We start from the raw sequence: 17189 nt of genomic DNA on the forward strand, positions 1-17189 counted from the left end.
ACAATGCCCTTGCCAGCCGTCATTGCCGCACCCCATATCACGTATAATCTCCCCTTTAAAGCTGCCGCCACTCTTTGCCAAAAAAACATGAAATCATCTGAAATCCGCGACAAGTTCCTCAAATTTTTCGAGTCCAAGGGCCATTCCATCGTCCGTTCCAGCTCCCTGGTGCCAGGCAACGATCCGACCTTGCTGTTGACGAACAGCGGCATGGTGCAATTCAAGGATGTGTTTACGGGCACGGACAGCCGCCCGTACACGCGCGCCACGTCCGTGCAGCGCTGCGTGCGCGCCGGCGGCAAGCACAACGACCTGGAAAACGTCGGCTACACGGCGCGCCATCACACTTTCTTTGAAATGCTGGGCAACTTCAGCTTCGGCGACTATTTCAAGCGCGACGCGATTCAGTACGCGTGGGAACTGCTGACCAAGGTGTATGGCTTGCCGGCTGAAAAGCTGACGGTCACCGTGTACATCGAAGATGACGAAGCGTACGATATCTGGGCGAAAGAAATCGGCGTGCCTACCGAGCGCATCATCCGCATCGGCGACAACAAGGGTTCGCGCTACGCGTCGGACAATTTCTGGCAGATGGCGGACACGGGCCCGTGCGGTCCGTGCACGGAAATCTTTTACGACCACGGCGCCGACATTCCTGGCGGCCCGCCGGGCTCGCCTGACGAAGACGGCGACCGTTTCATTGAAATCTGGAACCTGGTGTTCATGCAGTTCAACCGCGACGAAGCGGGCGTCATGCACAAGCTGCCGAAGCCGTGCGTCGACACGGGCATGGGCATGGAGCGCCTGGCCGCCGTGCTGCAGCACGTGCATTCGAACTACGAGATCGACCTGTTCCAGCACCTGATCAAGGCTGCCGCGCGCGAAACGGGCGCCACCGACCTGGAAAACAAGTCGCTGCGCGTGATCGCCGACCACATCCGCGCCGCCGCCTTCATGATCGTCGACGGCATCATTCCGGGCAGCGAAGGCCGCGCCTATGTCCTGCGCCGCATCATCCGCCGCGCCTTGCGCCATGGCCACAAGCTGGGCCAGACGAAACCGTTCTTCTACAAGCTGGTGGCCGACCTAGCCATCGAGATGGGCGGCGCCTATCCCGAGCTGGAAGAAGCGAAGGACAACGTCGCCAACATGCTGAAGGCCGAGGAAGAGCGTTTCGGCGAAACCCTGGAAACGGGCATGAAAGTGCTGGAAGCGCAGCTGGCCAAGGATGCCACGGGCATCGACGGCGCCACCGCCTTCACGCTGTACGAAACCTACGGCTTCCCGCCAGACTTGACGGCCGACATCTGCCGCGAACGCGGCATCACGTTCGACCAGGCCGGCTACGACGCGGCCCTGAAGGAAAGCCAGGAGCTGTCGCGCAAGGGCGGCAAGACGCACAAGGACAGCAAGGTTGAGTACACGGGCGAGAAAAATACCTTCGTCGGCTACGATCAATTGACGTTCAGCAGCAAGGTCGTGGCGCTGTACGCGGCCGGCACGCAGGTAGCTGAACTGAAGGCCGGTGAAGCGGGCATCGTCGTGCTCGACACCACGCCGTTCTACGCGGAATCGGGCGGCCAGGTGGGCGACCAGGGCGTGATCGCCTCGGGCGCCGGCCGCTTTGCCGTCAGCGATACCTTGAAAATCCAGGCCGACGTGTTTGGCCACCACGGCGTGCTCGAGTCGGGCGTGCTGAAGGTGGGCGACGCCGTCTCGGCCGAAGTCGACACTGCCAAGCGCGCGCGCACCATCCGCAACCACTCGGCCACGCACTTGATGCACAAGGCCTTGCGCGAAGTGCTGGGCAGCCACGTGGCGCAAAAGGGTTCGCTCGTCGATCCGGACAAGACCCGTTTCGACTTCAGCCACAATGCGCCGATGACGGTGGAACAGATCGCCGCCGTGGAAACCATCGTCAACAAAGAGATCCTGGAAAACCGCGCCACGCAGGCGCACCTGATGTCGTTTGACGATGCCGTCAAGCATGGCGCGATGGCTCTGTTCGGCGAGAAATACGGCGACGAAGTGCGCGTGCTCGACATCGGCAGCTCGAAAGAGCTGTGCGGCGGCGTCCACGTGCAGCGCACGGGCGACATCGGCCTGTTCAAGATCATCGGCGAAAGCGGCGTGGCCGCCGGCATCCGCCGCGTCGAAGCGGTGACGGGCGAGGGCGCGCTGGCGCTGGTGCAAACCATCAACCGCCGTCTGGCCGAAGCGGCCAATGCGCTGAAGGCGCAGCCGGAAGAGCTGACGGCCCGCATCGTCCAGGTGCAGGACCACGTGAAGGCGCTGGAGAAGGAACTGGCCGCGCTGAAATCGAAGCTGGCGTCGGGCCAGGGCGATGAGCTGGTCACGCAAGCCGTCGACGTCAACGGCATCAAGGTGCTCGCGGCCGTGCTGGACGGCGCCGACGTGGCGCGCCTGCGCGAGACCATGGACAAGCTGAAGGACAAGCTGAAGACGGCCGCCATCGTGCTGGCCAGCGTCGCGGACGGCAAGGTCAGCCTGATCGCCGGCGTGACGGCGGACGCGACCTCCCGGGTCAAGGCGGGCGAGCTGGTGAACTTCGTTGCACAGCAAGTGGGCGGAAAAGGCGGCGGACGCCCCGATATGGCGCAGGCCGGCGGCACCGATCCGAGCGGCCTGGCGAACGCCCTGGCCGGCGTGCCGGCCTGGGTCGGCGAACGCGCGAAATAAAGCGTAAGCTAGCAGGCATGCGGGGTTTTCGCCCCACAGCCTCTTGAAAACGGCCCGCAGACGGTGTGTGCGGGCCGTTATTTATTTTTGAATCCCGTTGTGACCCCACAACAGCCGATGAACTATTTTGGTGCAGCGCGTCAATGCCCCTGATTTAGAGTAGTATGTCGAAAATCAGTACAACAAAAATGGTGGGATATTGATGATGAGCGACACACTACTTGATACCGAGATTATGGAATTTCACAAAGAACTCGATGCGCGGGGCTTGAACTGCCCCTTGCCGATTCTGAAGGCGAAGAAGGCTTTGTCAGAGCTGCAAAGCGGCGAAGTGCTGCGCATCATGGCAACCGATCCCGGTTCCGTGCGCGACTTCCAGGCCTTTGCCAAGCAAACGGGCAATGCCCTGCTGTCGCATGTGCAGACGGGCACCGAGTTCGTCTTCCTGATGCAACGCAAATAATTCTGCCAGCCGGGGCCGCCGTGGCGCGGCCTGGCTTTCTCCTTGCCGTGCCGTTTTTGCGTCACTTTCTGGCCCTTTTGCTGCCCTGCAGCGTAGCGGCCGAGCCCCCTGAAATCATCAAAGCTGGACAGTTTAGATGGATTGCTCTAACAAAAAATCGCACGATCGTGCTTAAATTCGGTTCAAGATTCAAATTTCTCTTATAATCGAACGCACAATCAGCACTTGATCCGTCATTTTTATAATTTCCCAAAGGCATAGCTATGAAAGTCTTGGTACCCGTCAAACGCGTGGTCGACTACAACGTCAAAGTCCGCGTCAAGAGTGACGGCACTGGCGTCGATACCGCCAACGTCAAAATGTCGATGAACCCTTTCGATGAGATCGCACTGGAAGAGGCGATGCGCCTGAAGGAAGCCGGCAAGGTCACTGAAGTGGTCGCCATCTCCTGCGGCGTGACGCAATGCCAGGAAACCCTGCGCACGGCCATGGCCATCGGCGCCGACCGCGGCATCCTGGTGGAAACGACGACCGAACTGGAACCGCTGGCCGTGGCCAAGCTGGTGAAATCCCTGGCCGAGAAAGAGCAGCCGCAACTGATCATCCTGGGCAAGCAAGCGATCGATGACGACAGCAACCAGACCGGCCAGATGCTGGCAGCCCTGCTGGGTTGGCCGCAAGCCACGTTCGCCTCGAAAGTCGTGCTGGAAGACGGCAAAGTCACCGTCACGCGCGAAGTCGACGGCGGCCTGGAAACCCTGGCATTGACCTTGCCAGCGATCATCACCACCGATTTGCGTTTGAACGAGCCACGCTATGTGACCTTGCCGAACATCATGAAGGCGAAGAAAAAGCCGCTCGAGACCGTCAAGCCGGAAGACCTGGGCGTGGATGTCGCGCCACGCCTGAAAACCTTGAAAGTCGTCGAGCCAGCCAAGCGCTCGGCCGGCATCAAGGTACCGGACGTGGCCACCCTGGTCGCCAAGCTGCGTACCGAAGCCAAAGTCATCTAAGCGCGGCCCCGCCGTTTATCCAGAACAATTACAGGACACATCATGGTCGCATTAGTTATTGCTGAACACGACAACGCTACCTTAAAGGGTAGCACCCACCACACCGTGACCGCGGCTGCCCAGTGCGGCGGCGACGTGCACGTGCTGGTCGCAGGCTCGAACGCGGCTGCCGCCGCCGCTGCCGCCGCGCAAATCGCCGGCGTGACGAAAGTCATCGTGGCCGACGCGCCATACTTCGCCGACGGCCTGGCCGAAAACGTGGCCGAGCAAGTGCTGGCCATCGCCGGCAACTACAGCCACATCCTGGCCCCGGCCACCGCCTACGGCAAGAACATCCTGCCGCGCGTTGCCGCCAAGCTGGACGTGGCGCAAATCTCGGAAATCACCAAGGTCGACTCGCCCGACACCTTCGAGCGCCCGATCTACGCTGGTAACGCCATTGCCACCGTGCAATCTGGCGACAAGGTCAAGGTCATCACCGTGCGCACCACCGGTTTCGATGCGGCTGCCGCCACCGGCGGTTCGGCTGCCACCGAAACCATCGCCGCCGTCGCCGACAACGGCAAGTCGGCCTTCGTGGGCCGCGAACTGGCCAAGTCCGACCGTCCTGAGCTGACCGCCGCGAAAATCATCGTGTCCGGTGGCCGTGGCATGGGTTCGGCGGAAAACTTCCATATCCTGGAGCCGCTGGCCGACAAGCTGGGCGCCGCCATGGGCGCCTCGCGCGCCGCCGTCGACGCCGGCTTCGTGCCGAACGACTGGCAAGTGGGCCAGACGGGCAAGATCGTCGCGCCATCGCTGTACATCGCCGTCGGTATCTCGGGCGCGATCCAGCATCTGGCCGGCATGAAGGATTCGAAGACCATCGTTGCCATCAACAAGGATCCGGAAGCGCCGATCTTTGCCGTGGCCGACTACGGCATCGTCGGCGATCTGTTCGAGATCGTGCCGCAACTGGTGAAAGAACTGGGTTAATTTAAACCCGATCCGGTTTTGTATATTACGAAGCCACGCCGGCCCGCCCCACACGGCGAGCCGCGCGTGGCTTTTTTCTTGGAGAGAAGAAGATGAGCTATCAAGCCCCGCTGAAAGACATGTTGTTCGTCATGAACGAACTGGCCGGCCTGGCCGAAATCCACACCTTGCCTGGCTGCGAGGACGCCACGCCCGACACGGCCGAAGCCGTGCTGGAAGAGAACGCCAAGTTCTGCGGCGGCGTGGTGGCCCCCTTGAACGGTCCCAGCGACAAGGAACCGAGCTTCTGGCACGATGGCCAGGTGACGACGTCGAAAGGCTTCAAGGAAGCGTTCAAGGCGTATGGCGAAGCGGGCTGGCAGGGCGTGCAGCATCCAACCGAGTTCGGCGGCCAGGGCTTGCCCAAGCTGCTGGCGACGCCCTGCATCGAAATGCTCAACTCGGCCAGCATCTCCTTCGCCCTGGTGGCCCTGCTGTCGGATGGCGCCATCGAAGCGCTGTTGACGGCCGGCAGCGATGAACAGAAGGCCACGTACCTGGAAAACCTGGTGTCGGGCAAGTGGACGGGCACCATGAACCTGACGGAGCCGCAAGCGGGGTCCGACCTGGCCGCCGTGCGCACGCGCGCCGTGCCGCAGGGCGACGGCACGTATAAAGTCTTCGGCACGAAGATTTTCATCACCTATGGCGAGCACGACATGGCGGAAAACATCGTCCACCTGGTGCTGGCCCGCACGCCGGATGCGCCGCCGGGCGTGAAAGGCATTTCCCTGTTCATCGTGCCGAAATTCCTCGTCAACGCGGACGGCAGCCTGGGCGCGCGCAACGACGCCCACTGCGTCTCCATCGAACACAAGCTGGGCATCAAGGCCAGCCCGACGGCGGTATTGCAGTTCGGCGACCATGGCGGCGCCATCGGCACCCTGGTGGGCGAGGAAAACCGCGGTCTCGAATACATGTTCATCATGATGAACGCGGCCCGCTTCGGCGTCGGCCTGCAAGGCATCGGCCTGGCCGAGCGCGCCTACCAGCAGGCGGTGGCGTTCGCCAAGGACCGCGTGCAGTCGCGCGACCTGGCAGGTTCGCCCGGTCCCGTGTCCATCATCCACCACCCGGACGTGCGCCGCATGCTGATGTCCATGCGTTCGCAGACGGAGGCGGCGCGCGCGCTGGCCTACGTGGGTGCGGCCATCAGCGACGTGGCGCACCACCATCCGGACGCGGAAGTGCGCGCGGAAAGCCTGGCCACGTATGAGTACCTGGTGCCCGTGATCAAGGGCTGGTCGACGGAAATGTCGCAGGATGTCACGCGCGACGGCGTGCAGGTGCATGGCGGCATGGGTTTCATTGAGGAAACAGGCGCCGCCCAGCATTACCGCGACGCCAAGATTTTGACCATCTACGAAGGCACGACGGCCATCCAGGCCAACGACCTCGTGGGCCGCAAGACGGTGCGCGACGGCGGCACCGTGGCGAAAGCCATCATCGCCCAGGTGCGCGCCACGGAAGCCCAGCTGGGCGAACTCTCCGGCGCCGACTTCCAGGCCATGCAGCGCCACCTGGCCGAAGGCAGTGCCGCGCTGGAAGCCGTGGTCGAGTATGTGGTGGCGAACATGAAGACGGACATCAAGGCCGTGTTTGCTGGCAGCGTGCCCTACCTGAAGCTGGCCGGCATCGTGCTGGGCGGCTGGCAAATGGCGCGCGCGGCCGTGGCGGCGCAGCAAAAGCTGGGCGAGGGCAGCGGCGATGCCTCGTTCTACAACGCAAAAATCGCCACGGCGCGCTTCTTCGCCGACCATATCCTGTCGCAAGCGCCAGGCTTGCGCGCCACCATCATCGACGGCAGCGCCGGCGTGATGGCGTTGTCGGAAGAGCAGTTTTAAGTTGAGACAAGACCGGCGCAAGCTGGCTGCATGTTAAAAAAGCGCTGGAGAGTGATCTCCAGCGCTTTTTTATTTCTATCAAGAATGCCCGGGATAGCGTTCAGGGCAAGGCGCCTTGTCGCCGGCAGCACGCTAGTGCCACAAGGCAATGCAACGCCGCCATGGACGTTGTGCCTGCCTTCTTAGCGGCGGGCGATGCCGTTGCCGGAATTGCGTACCAGGTCGCCGGCCGCCAGGCCAGGGTCCTGGTCGAACGCGAAGTCGGCCTTGGCGCCCGTTTCGTATTGCACGGTGACGGTCCACACCTTGCTGTTTTTCATGTGGCCTTCGACTTGCTTGCCCGCGAAAGCGCCGCCGGCGGCGCCGGCCAGGGTAGCGAGGTCCTTGCCGCGTCCGCCGCCGACCTGGCGACCCAGCAGGGCGCCGGCCACGCCGCCGCCGATCATGCCCAGGGCGCCGCCTTCGCCGGCTTTTTCACTGACGTTGACCGCCAGCACCTTGCCGCAATCGGCGCAGATTTGCTGCTGGGCTGGCTTGCTGTTCTGGCCCGCATACGAATTGCCGGCCTTTTGCGCCGCCTTGGCGTTGATGATGGCCTGGTCGTATTCGCTCTTGGCGTCGCGCAGGCATTGCATGCGGGCTTTCGAATTGGTTTCTTCTGCGCACAATTTCTTGTCGTCCGCATAGCGCGTGTTGGCTTGCTTCGTGTCGTAGGCGTATTGCGCCTTGGGCGAAAGGTTCTGTGCGAAGGCGGAAGTGCTGAACAGGGCCGTGATGGCCACTGCGAGGATGAAAGGGCGACGAATCATGATCTTCTCCAGTTGGGTGTTGAATGTGCCAGTAATGCCGGCATTGTGAATGCAGTATAGAGGAAAATCATGATTGCTTACCAACACTTACATGTGCGTGTGGCGCCAGCGATTTGATGCAATTTCCATATGGAAATTAACCGTAGGCGCCGCCTGTGTACAGCAAGTCGAACAGGCGCGCCATGGTGGCGATCAGCACGCCCGCGCCTAGCATCAAGGTAGCGACCAGCACGACGGCCAGCGGCCAGCCCGTGTCCGACTGGCGTCCGGAAGCGGCGTTGTAGCGCGCGTCCCACTTGTCGTCCGGCATCAAGCCCAGCACCAGCGCTTCCAGGAAGCCGGCCAGCGCGGACAGGGTCAGGGGCAATATCTGGTAAAACCAGTCCGCGTCGGGAAAGAGCTGGCGCAGCAGCAAGGTGGCGGGCAGGGCGGCCAGGTGCAGCCAGCCCCAGGCATCCCTGGTGCCGTGCAGGTAGAAGCGGTGTGCGCCGAGGCTGCCCAGCAGGAAGGCCAGCAGCGAGGTAAATGCCTTGTTCTTGTGCGAATGTTGCAAAATGGTCGTGGTGGTCATGGGGCTCCAGAGTTGCTCATCGATAAAGATGGTCAGTATTGCGCATTGTCGGGCGCAGTGGTAGTACTTTCGTCTGACCGTGCGCGACGATAGCGCCTGATTTTCAGGCTTGGCCGTGGCATTGCCGGCACGATAGGTGCACGCGCCTATTGCGTCTTCGGCGCTGACTGGTCATAATGTTTGATTAGCCCAAATTACACGCCCGTCATCATAACGCTTGCTGCCTGGCGGTAAAGCGCGCTATAATTTGCGGCTTTTTCCGCCTCAGCACACTTTTTGGAAATATTATGGTCGTTATTCGTTTAGCTCGTGGAGGCGCCAAGAAGCGCCCGTTCTTCAACATCGTCGCTACTGATTCGCGCAATCGCCGCGATGGTCGCTTCATTGAGCGTATCGGTTTTTACAACCCGATGGCGCAAGGTGGCGAAGTTCCACTGCGTATCACCGCAGACCGTCTGGCCTACTGGCAAGGCGTTGGCGCACAATTGTCGCCAACCGTTGCTCGCCTGGTAGCTAGCAACAACAAAGCAGCAGCTTAATTAGATCACTGGTTTGACGGTCAAGACTGCATCCGGGGTGAAAGTCCCCGATGACCTGGTACAGGTAGGCTATGTCTCCGGTGCCTATGGCATTGCTGGCGGGGTCAGGATCACTCCTTTCTCCGACGACGCGGATGCATTATTAAGCGTCAAAACCTGGTGGTTTGATAAACCGACCTTGCATGATGTTCAAGTCAGGCAAGCGAAGTTACACGGCGGCGACGTCGTGGCCCAGCTGGTGGGTGTGGTCGGGCGGGATGCCGCAGAAGCGCTGAAGGGCGTCTCTGTGCAAATTCCGCGTAGCCATTTCCCGACGCTGTCGGCCGATGAATTTTATTGGTCCGATCTGATCGGACTGACAGTTGAGAATTTGCAAGGCGAGTGCCTCGGCACAGTGCACGACATGATGAGCAATGGTCCGCAATCGATCTTGCGCGTCACGCCGGTCGCCACTGCCGATGAGACCGTTGAAAAGGCGCCTGAGCGCCTGATCCCGTTTGTTGGCCAGTTTGTCATTAACGTTGACAAGGCCGCCAAGAAGATCACGGTCGACTGGGGCCTCGATTATTAAACCGCCTGCGCTTAACTTTGCGCTGGGCAATATTTGCGGGATGGCGAGCGATGCAATTTGATGTCGTGACCCTGTTCCCGGAAATGTTTGCCGCGCTGACGCAGTCGGGTGTGACCCGGCGTGCCTTCGAACAGAATAAATGTGGCTTGTCCTTGTGGAATCCCCGTGATTTCACGAGCGACAATCACCGTACCGTGGATGACCGCCCCTATGGCGGCGGCCCCGGCATGGTGATGATGGCCCGTCCGCTCGAAGCGACAATTACGGCCGCGAAGCAGCGCCAGCTTGACCTCGGTCTGGCCGCGCCGCGCGTGGTGTTCATGTCGCCGCAAGGCCGTCCGCTGACGCACGAGCGCGTCACGCAGCTGAAAGCCGAGCCTGGTCTCGTGATCCTGTGTGGCCGCTATGAAGCCGTGGACCAGCGTTTGCTGGACCGTTGCGTCGACGAGGAAATCAGCGTTGGCGACTTCGTCCTGTCGGGCGGTGAATTGCCTGCCATGGCGCTAATGGATGCGGTGATCCGCCTGTTGCCGGGTGTCTTGAACACCGAGGCATCGGCCATCGAGGACAGCTTCGTCAATGGCTTGCTCGATTCGCCGCACTACACGCGGCCGGAAACATATGAAGGCATGGCCGTGCCGCCCGTCCTGATGGGTGGCAATCATGCCGAAATAGGCAAGTGGCGCCGCCAGCGCATGCTGGAAGCGACCGCGAAAAAGCGTCCTGATCTGTTGATCAGTGCGCGCGCCGCCGGCTTGCTCAGCAAGGCCGATGAAAAATTCTTGGCCAGCCTGTAAGCTTTCCCTGGAAGGCTTGCAGGGTGGTTGTAGTGCCGGGCATGTTGCCCATATGTAATACCCATCCTCTACCGGGCGGATACTTGCTATCCACAGTGCGCCGGCATGATGGTTTTCGGAGTTATAAAAATGGACTTGATTCAACAATTAGAGCAGGAAGAAATTGCTCGTCTGGGTAAAACCATTCCTGAATTCGCACCAGGCGATACCGTTATCGTCAGCGTCAACGTAGTCGAAGGTACGCGCAAGCGCGCCCAGGCTTACGAAGGCGTCGTTATCTCGCGTCGTAACCGTGGCCTGAACTCGAACTTCATCGTTCGTAAGATCTCGTCCGGCGAAGGCGTTGAGCGTACGTTCCAACTGTACTCGCCGCTGATCGCTTCGATCGAAGTGAAACGCCGTGGTGATGTTCGCCGCGCCAAGCTGTACTATCTGCGTGAGCGTTCGGGTAAATCGGCGCGTATCAAAGAAAAATTGCCAAATCGCCGCGTTGTGGCGAAAGCAAGCGCGTAATATCAGCGTCTGCGTTGGGAAAAGGGGTGCCTCACGGTGCCCCTTTTTTTTATGGCGATACCTGGCCTAAGCTGCTGCGCGTCGGCATAGGTAGCCTGCATGCTCACCGTACCAGAGTACGGTTGCGCGTTTCGGCCACCTCTTCCTTCCGCTCGCGACGTTTTTGCCAGGTGATTTTAATCATGAGGGAGGGGCAATGGCCACTATCGCATTTGATCCCAAGCAACTTGCCATCGATTCGATCGCGGGCGAGGCGGCGCTGGACGCCGCGCGCCTGACGCCGGACTGGCTGCGCCGGCGCCTGCGCGAACAGCCTGACTGGCAGCCCGAGATCACCCAGGATTTCCTGTCCGCCCGCGCCGAACCGGTGCCGGCCGCCGTGCTGATCCCCCTCGTGCAACGCCCGCAGGGCCTGACCATCCTCCTGACCATGCGCACCGACCACCTGAGCAGCCATGCGGGGCAGGTCAGCTTCCCTGGCGGGCGCAGCGAACCGTTCGACGCTACGCCCATCGCCACGGCCCTGCGCGAAACGGAGGAAGAGGTGGGCCTGTCACGCCAGCATATCGAAGTGCTGGGTCGCCTGCCCGACTACCTGACGGGCACCGGTTACCGGGTCACGCCCGTGGTGGGCCTCGTCACGCCGCCATTTACCTTGCAGGCCGACCCGTCGGAAGTGGCGGAAATCTTCGAAGTACCGCTGGCCTTCCTCATGGATGGCGTGAATCACCAGCGCCTGTCGGTGGAACTGCCGGGCGGACGCCGTTCGTTTTATGCCATGCCGTATGAGCGCTTTTACATTTGGGGCGCCACGGCTGGCATGCTGCGCAACCTGTTTCACCTCTTGCGCGCGTAAAATGGCGCCCCGCACGTAATAAGTTTGATTCCAGCACTGCACTGCGCTATCGTAGCGGGCATTGCGGTATTGCTGAAAAAGACAAAAAGGACGTTTGATGACATTTCTCTCCATACTTTGCGCATTACTGATCGAGCAGCTCAAACCTTTGCGCGCGGACAATCCGATCTACGCCGAGATCAAGAGCCTGGCGATGCGCATGGAGACCTGGTTCAATGCCGGCCACGCCAGCCATGGCCGCATGGGCTGGTTCCTCATGATCGGCGCGCTGATGGTGCCGACGGCAGGCATCTACTGGATCTTGCTGTATTACAAGCTGACCCTGGTGGCCTTCGCCTGGAATATCCTCATCGTCTACCTGACCCTGGGCTTCCGCCACTACAGCCATTACTTCACCTCGATCCAGCTGGCCCTGAGCGCCGGCGACGAAGCATCCGCGCGCACCTTGCTGGCCGAGTGGACCAAGCTCGACACGGTGGGCATGGAGGCGAGCGAGATCGCCCGCATCGCCGTGGAAAAAGCCCTGATCACCACGCATCGCAATGTATTTGGCGTCTTCTTCTGGTTCCTCATGCCGCTGGGACCGGCCTGCGCCGTGATGTACCGCGTGGCCGAATACCTGGCGCGCGCCTGGAATGAGCCCGAGCACATGCGCAATGAGGCATTCGGCCAGTTCGCCGCCCGCGCCTTCTACTGGATCGACTGGATACCCGTGCGCCTGACGGCCGTGGCCTTTGCCGTGGTCGGCAACTTTGAAGACGCCATCTATGCCTGGCGCAATTTCGCCCAGCGCTGGCAGGACGAGGCGATCGGCATCATCCTGACGGCCGGCGGCGGCGCCATGGGCGTGCGCCTGGGCACGCCGGCGGAAACGGCGGCCCGCGTGGTCGTCACGCCGGACATGGCCGTCGATGACAGCGACAGCGAAAGCGATATCCTGCCCGGCGAAGAGCCTGGCGCGCGCGCGTTGCAGAGCACGGTGGGCCTCGTTTGGCGCGCCTTGCTGCTGTGGATGCTGCTGTTGCTGCTGCTGTCGGGAGCTGTCTGGCTCGGCTGATGCCGGCAGCTGCTCAGGCGCACAGCGCCTGTCCATGCGCCTTGCGCGCGGAACACGGGTAAAATAGGGGGCTGGCGCGGTATCCGCGGCGGCCCCTGTTTGCATCGGCACGGCAGATCGAGGTAGAACCCAAGTCTTCTATAAGATATAATACTGGCTTACCGCAGCAAACGCAGTGCAGTGATACAACTGAACTACCAGCCCGGCTTACCCGCCGGGGCCATTCACGCAATCCAGTCCCGACAAGCCACATGGCCGAGTTATCTCAAAACGAACTCTCCGACGAGTTCTTCATCCTTGGTCTCACCAGCAATGGCAAGCAATTCCGACCCAGCGATTGGGCCGAGCGCCTTTGCGGAGTGATGTCCTGTTTCAATCCCGAAGGCGGCGGGCGCAACGCGCACCTCCAGTATTCGCCCTACGTGCGCCCGACCGTGGTCAACGGCGTCAAGTCCGTCGTCGTCAATACCAAGCTGCGCGAAATCGAACCGATGGCGTTTCACTTCGTGCGCGAGTTTGCCAAGGATAACGACCTGCAGATCGTCGAGGCGTGTTTCCTGCCTCCGCCTGAAGAGAAGTAATCCCTGTTCCATTGATCTGCCTCAAGCCCGCCACGACGGGCTGGCGTAACGTTGACGCTCTGAAAACAAGGGAGCGGCGACATGCGTATCGGCGAAATCTGCACCCTGCACGCCATCCATTGCCAGCGTGACACGAGCGTGCAGCAAGCGGCGCTGATGATGCGCCAGCATCACGTGGGCGACCTGGTGGTGGCCGAGCAGCCCAACGGCGAGCGCGTCCCCGTCGGCATCCTCACCGACCGCGACATCGTCATTTCCGTTATCGCCCTGGGCCTCGACCCTGCCAGCCTGCTGGTGGGCGACATCATGAGCGCACAGCTGCTCACGGCCAGCGAAGACGAAGACGCCTATGACATCATCGAACGCATGCGCGCCAACGGCATCCGCCGCCTGCCCGTGGTCAACAGCCTGGGTGGCCTCTGCGGCATCGTCAGTATCGACGACTTGCTGGCCTTCCTGGCCCAGGAGATGGCGGAGCTGGCGCGCGTCAGCAGCGGCCAGCTGGCGCACGAAAAGCTGGCGCGCAAATAGCCGCGGCGGCAGGCGGATATTGCGCAATGCCGATCAAATCCCCCTCGCCTGAAAATGCTACAGTCGCTGCTCGTTCAACGGGAAGCGTTCATGAGCTATCTGGCCAAGGCCCTCTGGTATATCGAATCGCATTATGCGGACAACATCTCGCTCGATGACATCGCGCAGGTGGGCGGCGCCTCGCGCTGCCACCTGACGCGCGCGTTCGGCCTGGCCACGGGCCACTCGGTGATGCGCTATGTGCGCGCGCGCCGTCTCAGCGAGGCGGCGCGCGCGCTGGCGCAGGGCGCGCAGGATATCCTCGCCGTCGCGCTCGAAGCCGGCTACGGTTCCCACGAGGCCTTTACCCGCGCCTTTCGCGAGCAATTCGATGTCACGCCAGAAATGGTGCGGGCGCAGCGCCATGTCGACAACCTGGCGCTGGTGGCGGCCATCAGGATGGATAAAACGCTGAGCGTGGCGCTGGAAGCGCCCCGTTTCGAACATGCCCCGGCCCTGCTGCTGGCGGGCCTGGGCGAACGCTATCGGGCGGAAACCAGTGCCGGCATCCCCGCCTTGTGGCAGCGCTTCCTGCCCCATGTGGCGCCGGCATCGGTGGTGTATGGCGTGTGCTGCAACAATGACGATGCGGGCAATTTCGATTATCTGTGTGCCAGCGAGGTGGCCGACTTTTCCAGCGTGCCCGACGGCTGGACGTGGCTGCGCATCGCGCCCCGGCGCTACGCCGTCTTTCGCCACCGCGGCCATATTTCCACGATACGCGCCACCTGGCATACGCTGTGGAACGCGTGGCTGCCGCAGTCGGGCCTGGAAGCGGCCGACGCGCCCGATTTCGAACGCTACGGCCCGCAGTTCGATCCCGCCAGCGGCGTTGGCGGCGTGGAAATCTGGCTTCCCTTGAAGGAATGAATATGTTGCCAACCTTGTCTGAGCCGCCCCTGTTCGCCGGCAGTCCCCCGCTGCGCCGGCGCCTGCTGCAACTGGCTGCCGCCCTGGGCGCCGGCCTGCCCCTGTACTGGGTGCTGGGGCCGCAGCCGGCGGGCTGGCTGGCCTGGCTGGCGCCGCTGCCCGTGCTGCTGCTGGCCCTGCGCTCGGCGCGCCGCGATGCCGCCTGGATGACCTTGCTTGCCGCCGTGGTGGGCCTGTCATCCAACGTCGCCTATTTCCGCCTGCTCATGCCCCTGCCGGCCGTGCTGGCCGTGATCGCCGCCAAGGCATTGCTGTGGCTGCTGGTGGTGCTGGCCACGCGGCGTCTCGTGCTGCGCTACCGGGCGGGCTGGACGGTGCTGGCTTACCCGCTGCTGTGGGTGGCCATCGATACCCTGATGGCGGCCTTGCTGCAGGATGGCAACTGGGGCAGCCTCGCGTACTCGCAGGCCGATTATGTGCCCGTGCTGCAGGTGGCCGCGCTGGCGGGCGTGCCGGGCCTGTTGTTCTTGCTGTGCCTGCTGCCCTCCGCGCTGGCACTGCTGCTGGCCGGCGGCCGCGCGTATGCGCCGGCGGCGGCGGCCAGCCTGCTGCTGGCGGTGACGGCATCGGCTGCGGGCGCGTGGCGCGTGCAGGATGCGCGGGCGCCGGACGGGCCGCTGGCGGGGCTGGTCGCCATCGATGATTTTATTGGCCCGGCAACGCCGCCGGCGCAGGCGCAAGCCGTATGGGACCAGTATGCGCGCCACGTGGCGCAGCTGGCCGGGCAGGGCGCCCGGCTGGTGTTGTTGCCGGAAAAGATAGCCGTACTGGCGCCGGCGCAGGCCGCTGCGGTGCAGCAGCGCTTCCAGGCGCTGGCGCGCAGCACGGGCGTGTGGCTAACCCTGGGTGTCGGCGTGCAAGACGCTGCCGGCCGGCGTAACCTGGCCTGGCTGTTCGCGCCCGATGGCACCGCCCCCGTCAGTTACCAGAAACATCATCTGGCGCCGCCCGAGCGCGACTTCCTGGCTGGCAACGCTTATGCCGTGCTGCCGGTGGCGGGGCGGGCCATGGGCCTGGCCATCTGCAAGGACATGCATTTTGCTGCTCTGGGCCAGGCTTACGGCGCGGCCGGGGCCGGCGTGATGCTGGTGCCGGCCTGGGATTTCCAGCGCGACGCCTGGATGGGTGCGCGCATGACCGTGGTGCGTGGCGTGGAGAATGGCTATGCCGTGCTGCGCGCGGCGCGCGAGGGCTTGCTGACGGTCAGCGATGCGCATGGCCGCGTACTGGCGGAACGGGCCAGCAGCGCCATGCCGGGCACGACCTTGCTGGCGCCGTTGCCGGCGAGCGTGCCGGTCGCGCCCTGGGCCGGCTGGCTGGGGCCGCTTTTCGGCTGGCTCTGCGTGGCGCTGGGCCTGCCCTTGCTGTTCATGGGGCGGTGGCGTCCGGGCCGCGATGCTGCACCGCACAGCGCCGGCGGGCCGGCGGCGCCCGTGTCCCGTTGAATGGCCGGCGCCAGGGCAGGTAAAGCCTGCCCGTTTCATATTATCTTCTATTGCGCCAGATAATCAGCGCATATTATTTCACCAGCATGGTGCATATATAGCCGCGTTGCGCGATTATATATTGCACTGCAATAAGTGGTTTCAGCTGGTATTGCCAAAATCGTGCATCCGGTATTAATTGGTACTTAATTCGGCCACGAAGTCATACATATCGCCGCGGAAGTAGGAGCGGCAAAATTCCACGGCGCGGCCATCGCGCAAAAAGCCCAGCCTTTCCACCGACAGGCCCGCATCGCCTTCCTCCGCCTGCAGCAGGCTGGCCTGCTCGCCCGTCAGCAACAGCGCGCTCAGGCGCTGCAACGCGCGCACGGGCCGGTTGCCCGCCTGTTCCAGCGCGTCATACATGGAGATGTCGACGGCGTCGAGTCCCGGCAGGCAACTGGCCACGATGGTGGCGTACTCGAGGCACATCGGCACCTCGTCCGCATAGCGGATGCGGTGGAAGCGGTAGACGGGCGCGCCCGGCGACAGCCGCAGGCGCAAGGCTTCTTCCGGCGTCACCGTCCCTTCCGAGCGCTTGAGCCAGACGCTGCGCGGCGTGCGCCCGCGGGCGCGCATGTCCTCGGAAAACGAGGTCAGCTTGGCGAAGTTCTTCTCGATACGCGTATTGATGAAATTGCCCGAGCCGGGGCGGCGTACCAGCAATCCCTCATTCACGAGGCCATCGATGGCCTTGCGCACGGTGATGCGCGACACGGCCAGGTCGCTGGCCAGCTGGCGTTCGGCCGGCAGCGCTTCATCGGGGCCGAGTATGCGCTTGTCGATCGCTTCGCGCAGCGCGCGCTGCAATTGCTGGTACAGGGGCAGGCTACTCGTCTGCCCCAGGCCTTGCATGATGTGAGCCAGGGTTGTCATT

The 17189-nt window shown here is 62.7% G+C and carries 18 protein-coding genes; 15 read left to right on the forward strand and 3 right to left on the reverse strand.

Annotated features, from left to right (window positions below; genetic code table 11):
- Nucleotides 1–87: 87 nt before the first annotated feature.
- The 5 genes from alaS (at nt 88) to AC1RDJ_RS11940 (ending at nt 7034) form a co-directional block, all read left to right on the forward strand.
- Nucleotides 88–2700, forward strand: coding sequence for an alanine--tRNA ligase (gene alaS, locus AC1RDJ_RS11920; RefSeq protein WP_493027544.1), 2613 nt, complete (start codon nt 88–90; stop codon nt 2698–2700).
- A 235-nt stretch (nt 2701–2935) separates the two neighbouring features.
- Complete coding sequence (locus tag AC1RDJ_RS11925) at nt 2936–3163, forward strand: sulfurtransferase TusA family protein (protein WP_010395510.1); 228 nt, start codon at nt 2936–2938, stop codon at nt 3161–3163.
- Between the two features lie 263 nt (nt 3164–3426).
- Nucleotides 3427–4176 (forward strand): electron transfer flavoprotein subunit beta/FixA family protein, encoded by a 750-nt coding sequence (locus tag AC1RDJ_RS11930; protein WP_034759884.1) that lies wholly within the window; start codon nt 3427–3429, stop codon nt 4174–4176.
- 42 nt (nt 4177–4218) lie between these two features.
- Nucleotides 4219–5151, forward strand: coding sequence for an electron transfer flavoprotein subunit alpha/FixB family protein (locus AC1RDJ_RS11935; RefSeq protein WP_071324998.1), 933 nt, complete (start codon nt 4219–4221; stop codon nt 5149–5151).
- A 92-nt stretch (nt 5152–5243) separates the two neighbouring features.
- Nucleotides 5244–7034, forward strand: coding sequence for an acyl-CoA dehydrogenase (locus tag AC1RDJ_RS11940; protein ID WP_493027545.1), 1791 nt, complete (start codon nt 5244–5246; stop codon nt 7032–7034).
- A 182-nt stretch (nt 7035–7216) separates the two neighbouring features.
- Here the strand turns inward: AC1RDJ_RS11940 and AC1RDJ_RS11945 are convergent, their stop codons facing one another.
- Together AC1RDJ_RS11945 and AC1RDJ_RS11950 are read right to left on the reverse strand one after the other, a co-directional pair.
- Complete coding sequence (locus AC1RDJ_RS11945) at nt 7217–7843, reverse strand: glycine zipper 2TM domain-containing protein (RefSeq protein ID WP_071324996.1); 627 nt, start codon at nt 7841–7843, stop codon at nt 7217–7219.
- A 136-nt stretch (nt 7844–7979) separates the two neighbouring features.
- Nucleotides 7980–8414, reverse strand: coding sequence for an NINE protein (locus tag AC1RDJ_RS11950; protein ID WP_071324995.1), 435 nt, complete (start codon nt 8412–8414; stop codon nt 7980–7982).
- A 287-nt stretch (nt 8415–8701) separates the two neighbouring features.
- On the opposite strand from AC1RDJ_RS11950, the gene rpsP reads away from it, so the two are divergent.
- From rpsP to AC1RDJ_RS12000, 10 genes are all read left to right on the forward strand, one after another.
- A complete protein-coding gene (gene rpsP / locus AC1RDJ_RS11955) occupies nt 8702–8953 on the forward strand; it encodes a 30S ribosomal protein S16 (RefSeq protein WP_010395524.1) in 252 nt (83 codons plus the stop codon).
- Between the two features lie 13 nt (nt 8954–8966).
- A complete protein-coding gene (rimM, locus tag AC1RDJ_RS11960) occupies nt 8967–9524 on the forward strand; it encodes a ribosome maturation factor RimM (RefSeq protein ID WP_071324994.1) in 558 nt (185 codons plus the stop codon).
- A gap of 50 nt (nt 9525–9574) precedes the next feature.
- On the forward strand, nt 9575–10321 hold the full coding sequence (gene trmD / locus AC1RDJ_RS11965; RefSeq protein WP_071324993.1) for a tRNA (guanosine(37)-N1)-methyltransferase TrmD: 747 nt from the start codon (nt 9575–9577) through the stop codon (nt 10319–10321).
- A gap of 129 nt (nt 10322–10450) precedes the next feature.
- Nucleotides 10451–10834 (forward strand): 50S ribosomal protein L19, encoded by a 384-nt coding sequence (gene rplS, locus AC1RDJ_RS11970; RefSeq protein WP_010395528.1) that lies wholly within the window; start codon nt 10451–10453, stop codon nt 10832–10834.
- 196 nt (nt 10835–11030) lie between these two features.
- Nucleotides 11031–11690, forward strand: a complete 660-nt coding sequence (locus tag AC1RDJ_RS11975; RefSeq protein ID WP_493027546.1) for a CoA pyrophosphatase — start codon at nt 11031–11033, stop codon at nt 11688–11690.
- Between the two features lie 97 nt (nt 11691–11787).
- Nucleotides 11788–12747, forward strand: a complete 960-nt coding sequence (locus AC1RDJ_RS11980; protein ID WP_071324991.1) for a CobD/CbiB family protein — start codon at nt 11788–11790, stop codon at nt 12745–12747.
- Nucleotides 12748–12998: 251 nt separating this feature from the next.
- Nucleotides 12999–13328, forward strand: a complete 330-nt coding sequence (locus AC1RDJ_RS11985) for a DUF3579 domain-containing protein (RefSeq protein ID WP_071324990.1) — start codon at nt 12999–13001, stop codon at nt 13326–13328.
- Between the two features lie 81 nt (nt 13329–13409).
- Nucleotides 13410–13859 (forward strand): CBS domain-containing protein, encoded by a 450-nt coding sequence (locus AC1RDJ_RS11990; RefSeq protein ID WP_493027547.1) that lies wholly within the window; start codon nt 13410–13412, stop codon nt 13857–13859.
- A 90-nt stretch (nt 13860–13949) separates the two neighbouring features.
- The gene (locus AC1RDJ_RS11995) at nt 13950–14768 is read left to right on the forward strand and encodes a GyrI-like domain-containing protein (RefSeq protein WP_493027548.1); all 819 of its coding nucleotides are present in this window, start codon (nt 13950–13952) and stop codon (nt 14766–14768) included.
- A 2-nt stretch (nt 14769–14770) separates the two neighbouring features.
- The gene (locus tag AC1RDJ_RS12000) at nt 14771–16273 is read left to right on the forward strand and encodes a nitrilase-related carbon-nitrogen hydrolase (protein WP_493027549.1); all 1503 of its coding nucleotides are present in this window, start codon (nt 14771–14773) and stop codon (nt 16271–16273) included.
- A gap of 174 nt (nt 16274–16447) precedes the next feature.
- Here the strand turns inward: AC1RDJ_RS12000 and AC1RDJ_RS12005 are convergent, their stop codons facing one another.
- Nucleotides 16448–17188 carry a GntR family transcriptional regulator gene (locus AC1RDJ_RS12005; protein WP_289888464.1) on the reverse strand — a complete coding sequence of 247 codons (741 nt, stop codon included), beginning with the start codon at nt 17186–17188 and terminating at the stop codon, nt 16448–16450.
- Nucleotide 17189 lies beyond the last annotated feature (1 nt).

The sequence above is a fragment of the Janthinobacterium sp. GW822-FHT07H10 genome (assembly GCF_058798675.1).

What these genes read in the sequence shown, in the direction of transcription:
- alaS (WP_493027544.1), top strand. Translation starts at nt 88, where the DNA reads ATGAAATCATCTGAAATCCGCGACAAGTTCCTCAAATTTTTCGAGTCC.
- AC1RDJ_RS11925 (WP_010395510.1), top strand. Translation starts at nt 2,936, where the DNA reads ATGGAATTTCACAAAGAACTCGATGCGCGGGGCTTGAACTGCCCCTTG.
- AC1RDJ_RS11930 (WP_034759884.1), top strand. Translation starts at nt 3,427, where the DNA reads ATGAAAGTCTTGGTACCCGTCAAACGCGTGGTCGACTACAACGTCAAA.
- AC1RDJ_RS11935 (WP_071324998.1), top strand. Translation starts at nt 4,219, where the DNA reads ATGGTCGCATTAGTTATTGCTGAACACGACAACGCTACCTTAAAGGGT.
- AC1RDJ_RS11940 (WP_493027545.1), top strand. Translation starts at nt 5,244, where the DNA reads ATGAGCTATCAAGCCCCGCTGAAAGACATGTTGTTCGTCATGAACGAA.
- AC1RDJ_RS11945 (WP_071324996.1), bottom strand. Translation starts at nt 7,843, where the DNA reads ATGATTCGTCGCCCTTTCATCCTCGCAGTGGCCATCACGGCCCTGTTC.
- AC1RDJ_RS11950 (WP_071324995.1), bottom strand. Translation starts at nt 8,414, where the DNA reads ATGACCACCACGACCATTTTGCAACATTCGCACAAGAACAAGGCATTT.
- rpsP (WP_010395524.1), top strand. Translation starts at nt 8,702, where the DNA reads ATGGTCGTTATTCGTTTAGCTCGTGGAGGCGCCAAGAAGCGCCCGTTC.
- trmD (WP_071324993.1), top strand. Translation starts at nt 9,575, where the DNA reads ATGCAATTTGATGTCGTGACCCTGTTCCCGGAAATGTTTGCCGCGCTG.
- rplS (WP_010395528.1), top strand. Translation starts at nt 10,451, where the DNA reads ATGGACTTGATTCAACAATTAGAGCAGGAAGAAATTGCTCGTCTGGGT.
- AC1RDJ_RS11975 (WP_493027546.1), top strand. Translation starts at nt 11,031, where the DNA reads ATGGCCACTATCGCATTTGATCCCAAGCAACTTGCCATCGATTCGATC.
- AC1RDJ_RS11980 (WP_071324991.1), top strand. Translation starts at nt 11,788, where the DNA reads ATGACATTTCTCTCCATACTTTGCGCATTACTGATCGAGCAGCTCAAA.
- AC1RDJ_RS11985 (WP_071324990.1), top strand. Translation starts at nt 12,999, where the DNA reads ATGGCCGAGTTATCTCAAAACGAACTCTCCGACGAGTTCTTCATCCTT.
- AC1RDJ_RS11990 (WP_493027547.1), top strand. Translation starts at nt 13,410, where the DNA reads ATGCGTATCGGCGAAATCTGCACCCTGCACGCCATCCATTGCCAGCGT.
- AC1RDJ_RS11995 (WP_493027548.1), top strand. Translation starts at nt 13,950, where the DNA reads ATGAGCTATCTGGCCAAGGCCCTCTGGTATATCGAATCGCATTATGCG.
- AC1RDJ_RS12000 (WP_493027549.1), top strand. Translation starts at nt 14,771, where the DNA reads ATGTTGCCAACCTTGTCTGAGCCGCCCCTGTTCGCCGGCAGTCCCCCG.
- AC1RDJ_RS12005 (WP_289888464.1), bottom strand. Translation starts at nt 17,188, where the DNA reads ATGACAACCCTGGCTCACATCATGCAAGGCCTGGGGCAGACGAGTAGC.